The organism is Paenibacillus sp. EKM10P, assembly GCF_011800655.1.
Classification (GTDB): Bacteria; Bacillota; Bacilli; order Paenibacillales; family Paenibacillaceae; genus Paenibacillus; species Paenibacillus polymyxa.
In genome coordinates this window covers 422,761-439,026 of record NZ_JAALET010000003.1, presented here as the reverse complement: position 1 = coordinate 439,026, position 16,266 = coordinate 422,761, and the positions used below count along the sequence as shown (strand labels likewise).

Genomic DNA, 16,266 nt, shown 5'->3' with positions numbered 1-16,266 from the left:
TGGGGCTTTTACCGTGCCCCTATATTTCCGCTCGGAGTACCCGAGCCAATCAGATCGCTTCCTTTGGCCAGCTTAAGGAAATCACCCAGCTGGATGGAACCGTCTGTACTTCGAGTGATGGAAGGCACGAGACTAACAAAGTCGTCTGCACTGGCTGCGAGACCTTTAGCATTCGTCGTTTTTTTGTTTTTCCACCAGACGTTTGAGTTATCTTGATCCGTACCACTTGTTTTATCACTTGCTGTTCCCTCGAAAGAAAGATTGTTAATGAACACGTGTTCACCCTTATCAAAGGCGAAATTGCTTTGTCCATTGTCCCATGAAGTATTGTTGGTCAAAGTAATGGTGCCAGGGTTGCTATTGTAGGTGAAACCGTGTTTTTTGTTTTGGAAAGCAATACTGTTTTTTACAATATGGTTGACCTTGATTTTGTCTCCACCCAGCTTAAAGCCGTTGCCGTCACTGTTCGCAGTAGACGTTCCATCAGAGGTTTGCCCGTTGTGATGGGCCACACTGTTCAAAATGGTTACGGCACCGATAGGGCCTGTTTCCGTTTTACTGTACAGATCCCAGCCATCGTCTACGTTGTATGCTGCCAAGCAGTTATCGAACACATTGCCTGATCCTACAGTCAGTTTAGCCGCGAAGCCATCGGCATCCTCGCCATTATCGGGATCGGCGTTATCGTGAGAGTAGGAATTCAAAATCAAATTGTTTGCAGGCCACTCACTGGTGGAAGCGTTAGGGGAGTAGCGTCCGAGTTGGAGCCCGGTATCCCGATTGTGGTGGGTCTCGACGTTTTCAATTCGGTTATTGCTGCCGCCAATATAGATACCGTTATCTCCGGCACCTTTGACTTCAAGACCTTTCACCAGCCAGAAGTCCCCGTTAAGCTGAAGTCCCCGATTAGCTGAACCAAAGGCCTGAGCAGAGAAATCAAGTACGGGTTTTTCACTACCGTAAGCGACTAATCCTTTGAGTGAGCCGTTATTGCCGTTATTTCCACGCTGAATTGTAATCGTTGAGGAGTAGGCGTATTTACCACCGCGCAGGTAGATGGTTTTGCCAGGAGCAATTTGTGTCAGTGCTGCTTCGAGGGTGGTAGGACTAGATATGGTACCCGGATTGGACACGTTACCATTTGGAGCCACATACAAATCGCCTGCCGCTAACGTGGTGGAAACAGTTGTTGAATCGGTTGCACTAACTGCCTCCTCTGTGAGTGTGGTAGAGGGGAGGTTGTTGGATGGAATATCCGCGTAAGCGGTTCCAATAAGACAAGAAGAAGCAAAAACAAAAGAAACACCGAGTCTTAGAGCGTTAAAGCCGTTTTTTGAACGATCATTCCGTTTAAACATGTAAATTCCTCCTTATCTGAGCTCATATTTTAAAAGAAGATAGCACATATAAAAGTCGCTCATGCTGTCTTTCCATTAAAAAAACAGGACACCTCCTGGGGGGACAGATTGATCTATCATAAGTCCAAAACGCTCTAAGAAGTATATGCACAGTGTAATATATGTTAACGTTTGCATCAACAGTTTTTTATTGTTTTTTTAATATTGTGAAAAAAAGTTCACACTTTTGTTTCAACTAAAAATACAGTTTTGCTAGACTGGGAAAATTTGATTATACTTAAACATTATACATATAATAGAAATGAAAACTGTGAGAAAAGGTGGGTTTAGCGCATGGAGAGCGGGAAGCATTTGACAAGTTCAACTTCCGAACCATTGCAGGAAAAGCGACCGCGAATGAACAAGGAGATGATCGATTGGCTTAAGGCAATTATTGTTGCCATTGTGCTCGTGTTCATTATACGTTGGCTGTTATTTGCGCCATTTATAGTTGAGGGAGCATCCATGGAACCGAATTTCAAAACAGATGAACGAGTGGTCGTGAATAAGGTGATTTACGATTTTCGTGACCCCAAGGCAAGTGAGGTGGTTGTATTTCATGTAAAAAAGGAACAAAAGGACTTTATTAAGCGTGTGATTGGAGTGGCTGGAGATACGATTCAGTATCAAGGTGATCATCTTTATGTGAACGGTAAGAAAGTAGAGGAGCCATACATTCAAGAGGCTATCCAAGATGCTCACGCCAAGGGAGAATTATATAACAATGTGGACTTTCCAAACGGAACCATATCCGATTCCAAGGTTCCTGATGGGTATATTTTTGTAATGGGTGACCACCGCAATAATAGTAGGGATAGTCGTGCAATTGGTTTTGTTTCCATCAAGGATATTGTCGGACGTGCGGATGTGATCTTTTGGCCGATCGATAACGCGCAATGGGTTAAGCATAAATAAGGCCAGAGCGCCTAAGATGGGAGGTAGTTGCTCACTTTAGGCGCTTTTTCAAACTCATTATATGTTTTTCGTAAACGGGTCAGGTAACTTGCGCCAGTCCTGTTCCATTTCTTCAGGGGTTAGCAGTGTCTCATCTAAGCTACGCTCGATTTCTTCCCGGTTCATATCGATACCAATAAATACGAGTTTGGTAACCCGGTCGCCATATTTCTCATCCCAATCGGGTGTTTTTTCAAAGTTTTCACCGAGATAGTATTGTCGTTCTTCTTCAGTCAAAGCAGACACCCATAGTCCTGCGCGTGCGAATTGTTTGGAGCTACCCGCCTGACTGAATGTAAAGGCAGTACGGTTTTGCGTGGCGAGCCACACTAATCCCTTGGAACGTACAACCTCAGTAGGCCATTGAGCCAGCCATTTCAATAAACGTTCGGGATGAAATGGGATTTTGCGCTTGTACACAAACGAAGCAATGCCATATTCCTCTGTCTCCGGTACGTGTTCATCCTTGTTCATTTCCTGTATCCAGCCCGCAGCCTGACTAGCTGTTTCAAAATCAAAGCGATGCGTGTTTAAAATCTCCTTTGGGTCCACTCTACCGTATTCGGAACGGATGATTTTGGCGTTCGGTTGAATGCCGCGTAGTGCCTTTTCCAGTCGTTCGAGTTCCTCTAAGGATACCAGATCGCATTTATTAATGATTAGCACGTCACAAAATTCCACCTGCTCTATGAGCAGATCAACGATGCCACGTGCATCCTCCACAGCCACTTCCTGCCCACGATCCTTAAGGGAGTCTCTAGAGTAGAAGTCTTTCCAAAATTCTGGCGCGTTCACGACAGTGACCATTGTGTCCAATCGGGTCAGCTTGGTCAAATCAATTCCATTTTGCTCATCTACATAACTAAAGGTTTGGGCCACTGGAATGGGCTCACCTATACCTGTGGATTCAATAAGAATATAGTCAAACTTTTTTTCGAGCGCCAGTCGCTCTACCTCTTTTAATAAATCTTCGCGCAAGGTACAACAGATACAACCGTTGGACATTTCCACCAGCTTCTCATCCACACGGGATAATCCTCCACCGTCGCGAACGAGATCAGCATCCACATTAACCTCACTCATATCATTGACGATGACAGCTACCCGTAAGCCTTCCCGGTTATTCAGTACATGGTTCAGCAGTGTAGTTTTGCCGGAACCGAGGTACCCACTTAGTACCGTGACCGGTATTTTCTCATCTCTTTCCATAGCGTTTGCCAACGTAATCACTCATCCCTTCGAAAGTTTCATAAAATGTTGACTGTGCAGTAGTAACTGTAATGCGAGATAGGAAAGCAGCAGCACTTTCTGTTTGATAACTTAATCGTAATAATTACGAATAATGAAATTAGTAAATCATTTATGTGGAGAAATGTCAAGGAAGGTGGAGCCAATCAGTCAAAAGGACTTGCGTAAACTTTACGCAAGTCCTCTGGGGGTCATCTGTCATGATGTAATTGCCTCAGCCTTTGACGGCCCCGGCCACTACACCTTTAACAATGTATTTTTGCAGAAAGATAAATACGATAATGGAGGGCAGTACAGCCATTACCATTGCGGTCATAGCATACTGCCAGTCTGATGTATATTGCCCAACGAAGGTATAGGCAGCCAGCGTTAGCGTTTTGGTGCTGGGTGAGCCGTTAACCATGAGCAGCGGAAGCAGAAAATCGTTCCATATCCACATCACGTCGATAATAACAATAGTAGCGGTGACCGATTTCAGCAAGGGAAAGATCACAGAAAAGAAAAGCCGAAAGCCTGAGGCTCCGTCGATCTTGGCGCTTTCGTCAATCTCGACTGGAATGCCTTTCACGAAGCCGTGATAGATAAACACTGCCAGTGGGGCTCCAAAACCCCAGTACAGCAGGCCAAGCCCCCAAGTGCTGTCTGCCAAATTCAAGTCTTTTGCCAGGCGCAAGACGGTCAGCATAATTGACTGAAATGGGATCAGCATCGGCATAATGCACAGCATGTAAATGGCGGAGCTCCACTTGCTTTTTGTCCGTGCCAGCTTATAGGCAGCGATGGAGGATATTAGCACAATGCCTGCCAGCCCGAGCACAGTAATAATCGTGTTATTCAGAAATAAGCGTGGATAGTCAATGAACTTCCATACGTATACGTAGTTATCCAGCGAAAGCTGCTTGGGCAGCGCAATGACGTCGGTCATGACCTCAGCGAAGCTTTTGAACGAATTGTTAATGGCGAGAAACAGCGGGTACAAAAATAACAGCGACAATACAATCATGCCCGCTTCCAGCAAAATACGTCCCGTACGGCTGCGTTGCATCAGGCTTCAACCTCCCTGCGTTTGAAAATAGACAATTGAATAATCGTAATGACCAGCACTGCAACGAATAAAATCAAGGCTTTGGCTGTTCCGTAGCCATACAGATTGTTCTGGAACGTGTCTCGGTAAATATCATACGCAATGCTGTATGTCGTACCTCCTGGCCCACCGCCAGTCAGCGATAAAATAACGTCGAACACCTTGATCGAGTTGGTCAGTGCCATGAAGACCGAGATTGTAATCGAGGGTGCGAGCATCGGTAAAATAATACTGAAAAATCTCCGAATCGGTCCTGCCCCATCCACGATGGCAGCCTCTTTTAGATCCTCAGGTACAGATTGCAGGCCTGCGATATAAATGACCATGTAAAAGCCAATGGATTGCCAGATGGATACTGCCAGAATGGAAATAAACGCGAGCCCTTCCTCGCCTAGCCAACTGAGCTGGAAGATGCCCCAGCCTGTACTGTGCCCCAGTGACTCAAAGCCTTGCATAAAGATGAATTTCCATATAAAGCCGACAATGACGAGGCTGAGGATATAAGGAATGAAGAAAGCCGCGCGCAACCAAGCCGAGCTTTTGAGCTTCATGTCGAGGACGAGCGCCAGCAAAATGGCCAGCACGTTTACCAATACAATGTACAGAATGGCATATTTGATCGTAAACCAGGCTGCATGTGCAAAGTTAGCGTCTCCGAGCAGGATTTGCTTGAAGTTATCTAGACCTACGAATTTCGGATGTTTGGATATGCCGTTCCACTTGGTCAGGGAATAGCGTATCGTCATCAAAAACGGAATATAAAATGCAATTGTAGTGCACAAAATTACGGGCAGTGTGAACAAACCAAATTCCAGCTTACTGCCCTTGTCGCCCCATGTTCCCCTTTTTTTCAGCATAACGCACCTCTTTTTCTCAGCATTTTCCGGTCTTTCGCTCCAAGCTGTTTAAGATATAATGAAAGTATAGGATAGCCCCTAGGGCCGGACCAATGGATTTAAGAAAACAGTTGAGGGTAAAAATGTGTACGCTTTCAAAAGGGGCGGTTATCATGATGTCAGGGCATGTAGGAACAATCCTTCGATCCATGTGGAGGCGGATTACGCAAAAATTAGTGAACAAGCTCATTCTGCTTTTTACCTCGGTGATTATTCTGGTGGTGGGCTCACTCACGATTATTTCCTATCAGATGATTGAAAAGGAGTCGGTCAATCATAGCATCGCCAGCACGACGAATAATCTGCTGCTGGTCAATCAGAATTTGGAGGATTACTTGGAGGGAATGCAGCAGTTGGCCCTTCCGCAGCTTCGCTATAACGATATCATGAACGCGATTGCCAATGAGAACCGGGACTACGCTGCACGAATGGTCATTGAAAATTACTTGCGCAACATGTTCTATTCCCGCAATGATCTGGAAGCGATTTATCTGTATGTGGCGGACCGGCATCAATACTACGTGGTGACTAGGGAAACGTACAATATTACAGTACGCAAAGGAATAAACACGGATATTCCCAAGCTTCCCTGGTATAAAGAGGCGATGGACAGTACCGCTAACGAATCTTTTCAATCCTTTGTGGAGTCCCGCTCTGATATGGGCTATGTGGCGCCACAAGCCAGCTTTATGGCTTACCATCGAGTGCTGAGATCGATTGCATCCCGTCACCCGCAGGCAGTGTTGTCCTTTTATTACAACACGAGTGCCGTAGATGAAATCATGCGAAATATTCCACTGGGTAAAGGGGATCAACTGATGCTAATCAGCCCCAAGCGGGTTCCCTTTTATGTGAACAGCCTTCCGCTGTACGAACGAATGCGTGATTCTGGCGTATTGGCCCAGATCGGAGAGGGAGGAAGCGGACAAGTAACGTGGTCAGACAGCAACAGCAACCAGGAGTATTTAGTCGTGTATGATGCAGGTGAAAAGGATGGGTGGCAGCTCATCAAGCCGATTCCATATCGCCAAATTTATGAGGCAGCTACGACCACACGGAATTGGAGTTATGTCATCGGGGCTTTATTTTTAGGTGTGTCTATTATTTTGGTGACCCTGACCTCGAACGCAATTACCCGACCTTTACATAAGCTATCTACCCAGATGAAACGGTTCAGCACCGGAGATTTTGAGGCAAGGGCTCCTGTGAAGGGGCATGACGAGATTGCATATTTGTCGCTGCACTTTAACGAAATGGTCCAAAGAACCGAAGAACTTATTAATGAGCGCTATCGCATGAAGCTGGTCGAAAAGAATGCCATACTCAAGGCGCTGGAGGCTGAGATTAATCCCCATTTTCTGTACAATGCCCTACAAGCCATATCTACACAGGCATTAAAGCGGAAGATGTTCGATATGGCGGATATGGTGGATGCATTGGCCCAAACTTTGCGGTATTCCATCAACGGCAAGGATATCGTAGCTGCCCGCGAGGAGCTCAAGCATATTGAACGATATATAGGTCTGCAAAAGGCAAGATTCGGGGCGAGACTTCAGGTCGAAGTGGTATGGGAGGACACGCTGATGGAGCTGCCAATTCCGAGATTATCCGTGCAAACGTTGGTAGAAAACTCTATCAAGCATGCATTAGAAAAAGTATCAAGTGACATTCTGATCGTCATTTCAGCCGAATCGGGTGCTACAGACGCTACAATTTCAGTCAGGGACAACGGACCCGGAATTTCAGAGGACAAGCTGAAAATAGTGTTGGATTCGTTCCACGAAAAATGGGAAGAGCGGGAGAGCGAGCATATTGGCTTGAAGAATTTGAACACACGGTTGAAGCTTTTGTATGGAGATCAGGCAGGATTATTCATACTTACGGATGAAACGGGCACGGAAATGAGAATGCAAATTCCCCGGGGAGGAGTCGACCATGTATAACGTATTGATTATTGACGATGAAGAACCGTTACGAGAGGCCATTCGTATTGTTGGAGACTGGGATCGTCTGGGCATCGAACATATTTATGAGGCGACGAATGGAAGGTTGGGGATGGAACTGCTCGGTCAGCATCCTATCGATGTGGTGATGGTGGATATGAAAATGCCGGAGATGAACGGCATTGAATTTCTTCGTGTGATCGAAAAGGCATATCCCCATCTGCTGACCATTGTCATTAGTGGCTACAACGACTTTGAATTTACGCGACAAGCGATTCAATCACGGGTAGTAGATTATCTGCTCAAGCCTATCAACCGCCAGGATCTGAATCAGGCCCTGCGCAAGGCGGTGGACATTCTGGAAAGCCGCAAGCAAAGCCAAGACGAATTCATCAACCAGAGCATCACGCTGAATATGTCACTACCGAAGCTGAAAGAGAAGCTGTATGTATCCATTTTGGATGGCAGCTTTAAAAGGCAGGCCAATACGTCGTTGCTCCCACTAATTGGAGCCGATCGGGCGGAGAACCGCTTTGGGGTGATCGTGCTACGGTTACTGAACAGGGATGAGATTCGCAGGACTCGTTTTCATGGCGATGTCGATCTGATGGACTTTGCCGTAACTAATGTATTAGCGCAGACATCAGATGAACGGTTGCGTTGCTTTAGCTTCCCCCATCCGCGAAGAGAGCGTGAGGTCGTTTCGATCTGTACCCTGGCCCCAGGACAAGAAGAACATATGTCCCTCCAGTTGGCACAAGTGGCACAGAAGGCGGTTGCGAACCTGCATGGGCTGTTCAGTATGGTGGTAGCAGCCGGAGTGGGCAAGCTCTGTTCAGACGTAGTGGAGCTGGCTTCTGCGTATAGGGATGCCAAGAGGTTCATTCACAATACAGATGTGTTGAAGCTGGAAGGGGAATCTATTCTCCATACGGTACCCCGGAAAATGGGGACGTCAGAGGAAATGCCATGGACGGATCGGCTGTTGTCGATCCAAAAGGATGCTCAGACCGGCCAGGCCAACCGAGCAAAGGTACTGCTGGGCGATCTGTTGAAACAATTGGCAGCGAGCTCTGTTTTTCGTTTGCAGGATGCGGATCGATTGCTGCGGGAGTTCCATTTTTTATTGAGAGAAGCAGCGATTGAGCTGGGTACGCCTATGTCCGCGTCTAATCAGGAGGGAACTTTGGGGGAATTGGGTCGTGTGATTGAAGGTGAGCTATCTGCTGATTTTGTGAGCTTTGCCGACTACAGCCAGAGACTATACCAGATACTGGAGCTCTACATTGCCGGGGTCCAACATGCACAGGCGGGTAACCAACCCTTTGATATTACAGAGATCAAAAAATACATCGAGCGATACTATTTTGAAGATATCAAAATCTCGTTTTTTGCCGAAACCTATTTTTTGAGCCGGGAATATCTGATGAAGTTGTTCAAGCAGCAATTTGGTTACGGTATTCACGAATATGTACAGAAGGTCAGGATGGACAAGGCGAAGGAGCTACTGGGTGATTCCAGCCTGAAAATTCAGGAAATTTCCGATATGCTCGGTTATAAGGATAAAAACTATTTCAGCAAGGCTTTTCGCAATTATTATCAGGTGTCACCTTCAGAATATCGCGTGAGCCTGCAATAAACCACTTTTTTACCCTTAACGCTTCACTAATCTGCCTTTTTAAATGAGGCTATATTTTTTAGAATGAGCGCATGAACGTTGATCACAAACAGATGGGGGAGTATCCATGTTAAAGAAGATGATGGCGTTATCCGGCAGTTTGCTTTTGACGGTCGGTTTGTTGAGCGGATGTGGAAGTAGTGGTGGCACAGATGCGGCTAAAGAAAGCACTGGCGGCAAAGATGATTTGAAAACGGTTACAATAAACATGTTTACAGCCTCACCGGAGTATACCGATGCTTTTAACGCGTACATCGAGGAGTATAAAAAGGTCAAGCCTAATGTAAAGATCAATCTGGAGATCATGCAGGCAGACTACAACACCATTCTCAAGTCAAAAATAGCTTCAGGCAGTACACCGGATGTGTTCCAGACCACGGCCGGAGGCGACATCGACACCTATGCTGATTATAGCGCTGATCTGACCAATGAACCGCTGGCAGCAGCCATGACGGATGCCGTCCGGGCCAATATGAGTTCCAGTGACGGCAAAGTGCTGGGATTACCAGTCAAGGGGAACCTGTTTGCTTTGATTTACAATAAAGATTTGCTTACCAAGGCTGGAATAACCTCTCCGCCGAAGACGATTGCCGAGATGCAGGATGCTGTTACCAAGCTAGAGGCGAAGGGCATTACTCCATTTGCTAATGCATATAAAGAGTGGTGGGTATGGAAGCATATCTTCCAACACTATGTAGATGCTGCTGCGCAGGATGCCGGGGTAGAGCCAAAGCAGCTCGTTGATGATTTTATTGCAGGTAAAGCAAAAATCAAGGACTATCCAGTGCTCTACAACAACTTCTTTAGCTTCATTGATCTGACGGTGAAACATGGTACAGATAAGCCGCTGGAACGGGACAGCAATGCGGGAGTAAGTGATTTTGCATCTGGAAAAGCTGCATTTATGACGGGTAAAGGTGCGTGGGATGAGGAAGCGATCAAGAAAATTAACCCTGATCTCAAGATTGGCATCATGGGATATCCGGTGAGTGACAAAGCGGACCAATCGGTCATCATTACCGGTGCGGATCAGGCGCTACGTATCAACAAGGACTCCGAAGTATCCAAAGAAACGATTGAATTCTTCAACTGGCTGTACACTTCGGAATACGGTAAGAACTGGTTCTCCCAGGTAGCGAAGGTGATTCCTCCAATTAAGGATGCACCGCTTCCTGATCTGGAAATGCCTAAGGAAATGGATAGCATTTTGAAAACATCCAAGTCCGGTGATCTGTCTGTCAACTACTCGCTGGATACATTCCACCAAAAATTTGGTGAGCTGATGCAGGCTTATATCAGTGGTAACATGAACAAGGATCAGGCGGTTGCAGAGATTGAGAAGGCATGGGTCCAATTAGGCTCAGCGCAATAAAATTGGTTTCGCAGAGGCGCCCGTAAGGGCGTCTTTTTGTGTTATGGCTAGGAGCCGGGAAAAATGTAGACAAAAAAATATTTAATAATATTTAAATATTTACTTGCAAAAAGTTATTAAGTTGTGGATAATAGATTGTGTGCAATATATCTACAATCTTACGATATACATAATGACTGCAAGGTGCAAATACGAAGGGATACCTCGGTTGGGGGAATCTCTTTGTTTCGTTTGGACTGTGCCGATTATGCTTATAATAGACCGTGTAATTTGGAACGCATTTTTAGTTATGTGGTAGAGATGAAAAAGGAGATGAGCGTTTTGAAGACTTCGTTGTTTACACCGTACACACTCAAAGATTTGGAGTTAAAAAATCGTGTGGTCATGGCCCCAATGTGCCAATACTCGGTGACAGCCAAGGACGGAATTCCGAATGATTGGCATCATGTCCACTACCTAAGCCGGGCAATTGGAGGCACGGGTCTGATTATTATAGAAATGACGGACGTGGAAGCGGATGGGCGGATTACGGATTACGATCTGGGGCTTTGGTCAGATGAACATATTCCGGCGTATAAAAAGCTGGTTGACGGTATTCATGCGCACGGGGCCAAGGTTGGCATTCAGATTGCTCATGCAGGCCGTAAAGCTGAGGATGCAGCAGAGCCGGTGGCTCCTTCGGCCATTGCATACCCGGATGCAAATTATAAACAGCCGCGCGCACTGACCACAGAGGAAGTCCGTGGTATGGTACAAAAATTCGGAGACGCTGCCCGCCGGGCGGTTCAAGCAGGCGTGGATACAATCGAGCTTCACGGTGCACACGGTTACCTGATTCACCAATTCCACTCGCCAGTTACGAACAAACGGGATGACGAGTATGGTAAGGATTTATCCCGTTTCGGCGTAGAAGTCGTTCAGGCTGTGCGTAAGCAAATGCCTGCGGGTATGCCGTTAATCTTCCGCATCAGCGCGGTGGAATACGTAGATGGTGGATACGATGTGGATCATGCTATTGAGCTGAGCCGCGCATATCAGGCTGCAGGCGTAGATATGATCCATGTCAGCTCGGGCGGAGAAGGCCCGGCTGGAGCCAGAAAACCAGGCAACTACCCGGGCTATCAAGTGCCGTTTGCTCGCCAAATCCGCGAGGCGCTGAACATCCCAGTAATCGCCGTCGGCATACTGGATGACCCAGCCTTAGCGCAGTCTGTAATCGGCAATGAGGATGCCGATCTGGTCGCTGTAGGACGCGGATTGCTGCGCGACCCTTATTGGGCGATTCATGCAGCGGTGGCGCTGCGCGGCGAGAAGCCTTCCGTACCTGAACAATATCAACGTGGCTACTGAGGCCTAAGTATTCCCACGTTGTTTATATATAAACAGGCACCTGCAACGAAGTGTACGCTTCGTCGGGTGCCTGTTTTGTATTTATGGACAGATGTTACAGTGTAAGCAACAAAGGACGATGAGTGTTCACATAAGATTAGTTTGATAAAGCTGTAAAACGTTGTCGCAAAAGGATGGATTTACGTGCTATAATTCCAGTAACAACAGAATGGCTTAGGTGGGCGGTCGGCTAAGTCTCCCGGAAGGGAGGTGATGCCTGTGGAGGTTAAGGATGCTCTGACATTAATGATGATGTTCGGCACGCTATTAATAGCGTTGATCGGGTTAATCGTTACGATTGTTATTGCGCTGAACCAAAACAAAAAGAAATAGACCGCCCTGCTCAAGGGGAAAACGGTCTATTTCTTTAGATCGCTTTTGAACAGCCGACCGCTCTTCAAAGCGGCTGTTGCCAAGAGTAGGGATGTTACCAGCATCCTTGCTCTTTTTTAGCATATCCTTCTATAACTTATTTTAGCACATCTGAATAATCAATGTAACTGAATGTGACTGTTACTTGGTGAAAACTTTAACTTCCTTTGGAGCGAGAGTTACGGTGATCGAGCCGTTGTTAATCTGAACGGAGTCGTTGCTCAGTTGGTTAGTCAGGCGGGTTCCGTTGGACAGATTATCGAAGTTGCCAATCGTGCGGGTTTGACTATTCCAGGAGTTGTTGATAAATACAATGGCCTCGTCGCCATTTTTAGAGCGCTGGAAACTGTAAAAGGAGTCGTCCACCCATTTTTCCCTTTGGCTACCGTTTTGCAGAGCAGGGTGGTTGTTGCGCACATAGTTCAACTTAGCGATGTACTGATACAGGTCATGGTTGGCGTTGAAATTCATATTCTCCCGATTGGCGGGATCATCTCCGCCACTATAGCCTTGCTCAGTGCCTTGGTAGATAATTGGAATCCCGCGAGATGTCAGAGTAAAGCCCAAAGCGGCCTTGAGCTGTGGCCATTTGTCATAGTTAGCACCCGGCTTGCCAGATGCGTCATTCAGGAAACGTTTTACATCATGATTGTCGATAAATACACCGTTGGTCTGAGCATCGCGATAGTAACGATCATCGGAGTAGCGATCCTTGATTTTTCTCATGGATTGATCGTGTCCGAACACGTCCTTGATTGTATAATACATCGGAAAATCTAGTGCAGCATCAAGATACCGGGTGTAATCGCCCACATAAGCAGGGTCGCCATGGAAAATTTCACCCATGGTGAAGGTATTGGCAGCTTGGTCAAAATCCTTTAGAAAACCCTTCGGTACATGCTTGGCGGTATCCACCCGCAGCCCGTCGATGCCTGTCTCATTAAGCAGCCATTTGATCCAGTTTTTAAGCTCGTTTGCGGTAGCAGGGTTTTCATGATTTAGGTCATCCAGTCCAGCTACATCACCATTTTCGATTTTCCATTGATTGTTGGAGTTATAGTCCCCGCCTGTAATGTCACCATTGTGATGATACCAGTCTGCTTTGTCAAAAGGAGCCTTGGCGAACCCGTTCCCCGGTTGGAAATCACCTGTGTGATTCACAACTACGTCCAGCATCACAGCAATATTTTTGTCATGTGCCTTGCGAACCAGCTCTTGGAGCTTGTCCATTGTTCCGAGATGCTCATCTACTGCATAAAAATCATACGTATGATAGCCGTGGTAAGCGTATTCACTCTTTTGCATCGTTACTGGGGTAATCCAGATCGCGGTAAACCCCATATTTTTAATGTAGTCGAGTTTGTTAATAATACCTTGAAAATCGCCACCATGCCACTTGCGTTGATCACTGTTGTTGGAATTGAAGCCACCGTAGTTATCGTTGGATGGATCACCGTTGCTGAAACGATCTGTCATGATAAAATAAATGCTCTGTTTGCTCCAATCTGTGCTGAGGGAGGTGGGCTTGGAGAGGGTACCCAGATCCATAGGGGTGAAGACGCCCGAAGGCGTCTCCGTTTGAGCTGTTACTTCAACTCCGTTAGAGTTGGGTGCGTAGGTAGAAGTGCTTACGTTTAAGGATACACCTGAAAGTTTTTCTGTTTGGATAGGTCCTGTAACTTCGTTGAGGTCGGTGGCGTAGGTGGAAGTCACTACACTGAGGACACTCCCTGAAGGTGCCCCTGTTCGGATAGTTCCTGCGGCTCCGTTAGAGCCGGGTGTGTAGGTAGAAGTGCCAGTGCTGAAAAGGTAGTTTTTAGTGTTGTTGCTGTCCCAGTTGTTATTGCCGTCATTAAAAGCAGCTTCCAATTGGGAGGCAGAACCGATATCGACGGTAATTTTAGCATAGCCGCTAATCTCGGCGTCCTGCATTTTCACGCCAGGCACAGCAGTCCAGTTACCGCCAGCCGGACGGTAGTGAATGTAAGGTGAGTTGAAGCCTTTTTTGTAGTATACCGTTACTTTGTTAGCTGTACCGCCGCCATCCCCGGGATTTGTGCCCGCTGGAGCGCCTGATGTAATCGTTCCTGCATTGCCGCTGTTACCAGGCGTGTAGGTAGAAGTGCCTGTACTGAACGAGTAGTTTTTGGTGTTGTTGCTGTCCCAGTTGTTATTGCCGTCGTTAAAGGCGGCTTCCAATTGGGAGGCAGAACCGATATCGACGGTAATTTTAGCATAGCCGCTAATTTCGGCAGCCTGCATTTTCACACCAGGAGCAGCAGTCCAGCTTCCGCCAGCCGGGCGGTAGTGAATGTAAGGCGAGTTGAAGCCTTTTTTGTAGTATATCGTTACTTTGTTGCCTGTACCGCCATTATTGTCAGGCTTGGCTTTGCTGATGATATATTGTTTGAATCCACTCAACTCACCGGTTGGTGAGCCGTCATTGTTGACGAGATTGCTGATGCGCAATAACGTAAACCCATGATAACCGAACTTCGTGATTTTCTCCTCGATTTTTTGGAAGCCGCTGCCGCCTGTCGGCAGTGCATTTTCACCATTCAGGCGAACACCCTTGGCATTCGCGATAGAGGAGACGGTATCAACCAAGGTGGACGGCAACGAATAATTCGGTGCTGTGCCACTGTCACTCATCTCCAGGCAAGTAAATGTCAAGTCTAGATCGGCATCCTTGAATTTCTGAATGAGACGGTTGTAATCATAATATCCACCTGCTTGTTCTGTGCTGTGCGGCATGGCAGGATTGTTCATCTGCCAGTGCAGACCGGAAATTTTGGCCCCAATCCGGACACCAAACACAGAATCAAAGTTCTTGTGGGCAGCTGCTCCGATGACACCTAGATGCTTCTCAAGCACACTTTGGTACCACGACAGAAAATCCTTCCCATACGCGGAATTATACCCGCCGTTCGTGTAAAATCCGTCCCCGTCGGTCGGTGGATTGATTTGGCTAAGGCTGGTAAGCTTGGTGCCCCAAGCAGTATTAATCTTGTCCAATGATCCGTACTTGTCATTCATAGCTGTACGGAATGCATTTTTGGCTGTTTCAGTATAGGCTTGGAACTTGCCTCGTCCCGGGTAACTCCAGCCCGCTGCCGGGTAGTAGGACGGATAGCGCAATTCCCCGGAAGGACCGCCGCTTAAATAAATTTTGGGAATGATACTTTTATACCCGGCAAAGTTTTGAGCGAATGAGGCATACAACTCGTCATATTGTTTGCCAGTCCCGCTCCACAATGGGGAAAGGGCTTCGTTATTGGCATAGCCGCTTTCGTCCTTGAACTGCATTTCATCTGCACTACCCTTGCTTGACAGCCAGCTTGGCAGTGGGATGTTGCAATCATCTCCCACATTTCCTCCACACTTATGCGTAGAGATAATAGGAACCCACTTCAGTCCCGCTTCTTTCACGGCATCTGCATAGGTTTTGTAGTAGCTCCAATCGAACTGGTTATCTCCTGCACTTTCTACATAGCCCCACCAGACGTCGGTAGTGATGGCATACACGCCATTGTTTTTCAACGTTTGCAGTTGCTTTTTGAAGGAACCCCAGTCGTTGATTTTCGCCAGTGGTCCCATAACGGAAGCCTGAAAATCATCTGCAACCGCGGCGCTCGCCGTATTAGAGGGTGAGCCAATGAAGGCGGTCAGAGACAGCACAAGGCTTAGTAGAAGCATACACCCTTTTTTCCATAGACTTCGATACAAGGTCAAACCGATCATCCTCCCCAAAGCATAGTCTAATTCGACAACATTTTGTAAACGTCTACAAAAATAGTATAGAGCAAGCGGTTGCATAAAAAGAAGAATTTATTGCACACTCAAGGTGGACAAATATGACATTTTGCGTTAGCATCCGTGCGTTTAAATTAAACCAGGCAAAAAAGACACAGGTCTCAGTAAGACGTGTGTCTT

11 protein-coding genes are annotated in these 16,266 nt (G+C 46.7%); 6 read left to right on the top strand and 5 right to left on the bottom strand.

The window, feature by feature from the left end:
• Positions 1 to 8: 8 nt before the first annotated feature.
• Positions 9 to 1,358, bottom strand: coding sequence for a right-handed parallel beta-helix repeat-containing protein (locus HFE01_RS11370; RefSeq protein WP_019688971.1), 1,350 nt, complete (start codon positions 1,356 to 1,358; stop codon positions 9 to 11).
• Between the two features lie 333 nt (positions 1,359 to 1,691).
• On the opposite strand from HFE01_RS11370, the gene lepB reads away from it, so the two are divergent.
• Positions 1,692 to 2,312: a signal peptidase I gene (lepB, locus tag HFE01_RS11365; protein ID WP_107733717.1), complete on the top strand. Its 621-nt coding sequence runs from the start codon at positions 1,692 to 1,694 to the stop codon at positions 2,310 to 2,312.
• A 57-nt stretch (positions 2,313 to 2,369) separates the two neighbouring features.
• Here the strand turns inward: lepB and HFE01_RS11360 are convergent, their stop codons facing one another.
• From HFE01_RS11360 to HFE01_RS11350, 3 genes are all read right to left on the bottom strand, one after another.
• Positions 2,370 to 3,560, bottom strand: a complete 1,191-nt coding sequence (locus HFE01_RS11360) for a GTP-binding protein (protein WP_164964468.1) — start codon at positions 3,558 to 3,560, stop codon at positions 2,370 to 2,372.
• Positions 3,561 to 3,813: 253 nt separating this feature from the next.
• Positions 3,814 to 4,644, bottom strand: a complete 831-nt coding sequence (locus HFE01_RS11355) for a carbohydrate ABC transporter permease (RefSeq protein WP_013373701.1) — start codon at positions 4,642 to 4,644, stop codon at positions 3,814 to 3,816.
• On the bottom strand, positions 4,644 to 5,540 hold the full coding sequence (locus HFE01_RS11350; protein WP_167437907.1) for a carbohydrate ABC transporter permease: 897 nt from the start codon (positions 5,538 to 5,540) through the stop codon (positions 4,644 to 4,646). Before HFE01_RS11350 ends, HFE01_RS11355 begins: the two co-directional genes overlap by 1 nt.
• Positions 5,541 to 5,662: 122 nt before the next feature.
• Here HFE01_RS11350 and HFE01_RS11345 point away from each other — a divergent pair, with 122 nt between their 5' ends.
• The 5 genes from HFE01_RS11345 to HFE01_RS27290 all read left to right on the top strand — a co-directional run bounded on the left by HFE01_RS11345 (position 5,663) and on the right by HFE01_RS27290 (position 12,294).
• The gene (locus HFE01_RS11345; RefSeq protein WP_107733719.1) at positions 5,663 to 7,522 is read left to right on the top strand and encodes a cache domain-containing sensor histidine kinase; all 1,860 of its coding nucleotides are present in this window, start codon (positions 5,663 to 5,665) and stop codon (positions 7,520 to 7,522) included.
• Positions 7,515 to 9,161 (top strand): response regulator transcription factor, encoded by a 1,647-nt coding sequence (locus tag HFE01_RS11340; protein ID WP_107733720.1) that lies wholly within the window; start codon positions 7,515 to 7,517, stop codon positions 9,159 to 9,161. The genes HFE01_RS11345 and HFE01_RS11340 overlap by 8 nt, the downstream gene beginning before the upstream one ends.
• Before the next feature lie 106 nt (positions 9,162 to 9,267).
• On the top strand, positions 9,268 to 10,572 hold the full coding sequence (locus HFE01_RS11335) for an ABC transporter substrate-binding protein (RefSeq protein WP_016822648.1): 1,305 nt from the start codon (positions 9,268 to 9,270) through the stop codon (positions 10,570 to 10,572).
• 321 nt (positions 10,573 to 10,893) lie between these two features.
• Positions 10,894 to 11,922 (top strand): NADH:flavin oxidoreductase/NADH oxidase, encoded by a 1,029-nt coding sequence (locus HFE01_RS11330; protein WP_107733892.1) that lies wholly within the window; start codon positions 10,894 to 10,896, stop codon positions 11,920 to 11,922.
• Between the two features lie 258 nt (positions 11,923 to 12,180).
• The gene (locus HFE01_RS27290) at positions 12,181 to 12,294 is read left to right on the top strand and encodes a putative holin-like toxin (RefSeq protein WP_016822651.1); all 114 of its coding nucleotides are present in this window, start codon (positions 12,181 to 12,183) and stop codon (positions 12,292 to 12,294) included.
• A 180-nt stretch (positions 12,295 to 12,474) separates the two neighbouring features.
• Here HFE01_RS27290 and HFE01_RS11325 read toward each other — a convergent pair whose 3' ends face one another.
• Positions 12,475 to 16,065, bottom strand: a complete 3,591-nt coding sequence (locus tag HFE01_RS11325; RefSeq protein ID WP_107733721.1) for a family 14 glycosylhydrolase — start codon at positions 16,063 to 16,065, stop codon at positions 12,475 to 12,477.
• Positions 16,066 to 16,266: the final 201 nt, after the last annotated feature.

Coding starts and splice junctions, on each gene's coding strand:
- HFE01_RS11340 (WP_107733720.1), top strand. CDS start 7,515: ATGTATAACGTATTGATTATTGACGATGAAGAACCGTTACGAGAGGCC.
- HFE01_RS11345 (WP_107733719.1), top strand. CDS start 5,663: ATGTGTACGCTTTCAAAAGGGGCGGTTATCATGATGTCAGGGCATGTA.
- HFE01_RS11355 (WP_013373701.1), bottom strand. CDS start 4,644: ATGCAACGCAGCCGTACGGGACGTATTTTGCTGGAAGCGGGCATGATT.
- HFE01_RS11350 (WP_167437907.1), bottom strand. CDS start 5,540: ATGCTGAAAAAAAGGGGAACATGGGGCGACAAGGGCAGTAAGCTGGAA.
- HFE01_RS11370 (WP_019688971.1), bottom strand. CDS start 1,358: ATGTTTAAACGGAATGATCGTTCAAAAAACGGCTTTAACGCTCTAAGA.
- HFE01_RS11335 (WP_016822648.1), top strand. CDS start 9,268: ATGTTAAAGAAGATGATGGCGTTATCCGGCAGTTTGCTTTTGACGGTC.
- HFE01_RS11360 (WP_164964468.1), bottom strand. CDS start 3,560: ATGGAAAGAGATGAGAAAATACCGGTCACGGTACTAAGTGGGTACCTC.
- lepB (WP_107733717.1), top strand. CDS start 1,692: ATGGAGAGCGGGAAGCATTTGACAAGTTCAACTTCCGAACCATTGCAG.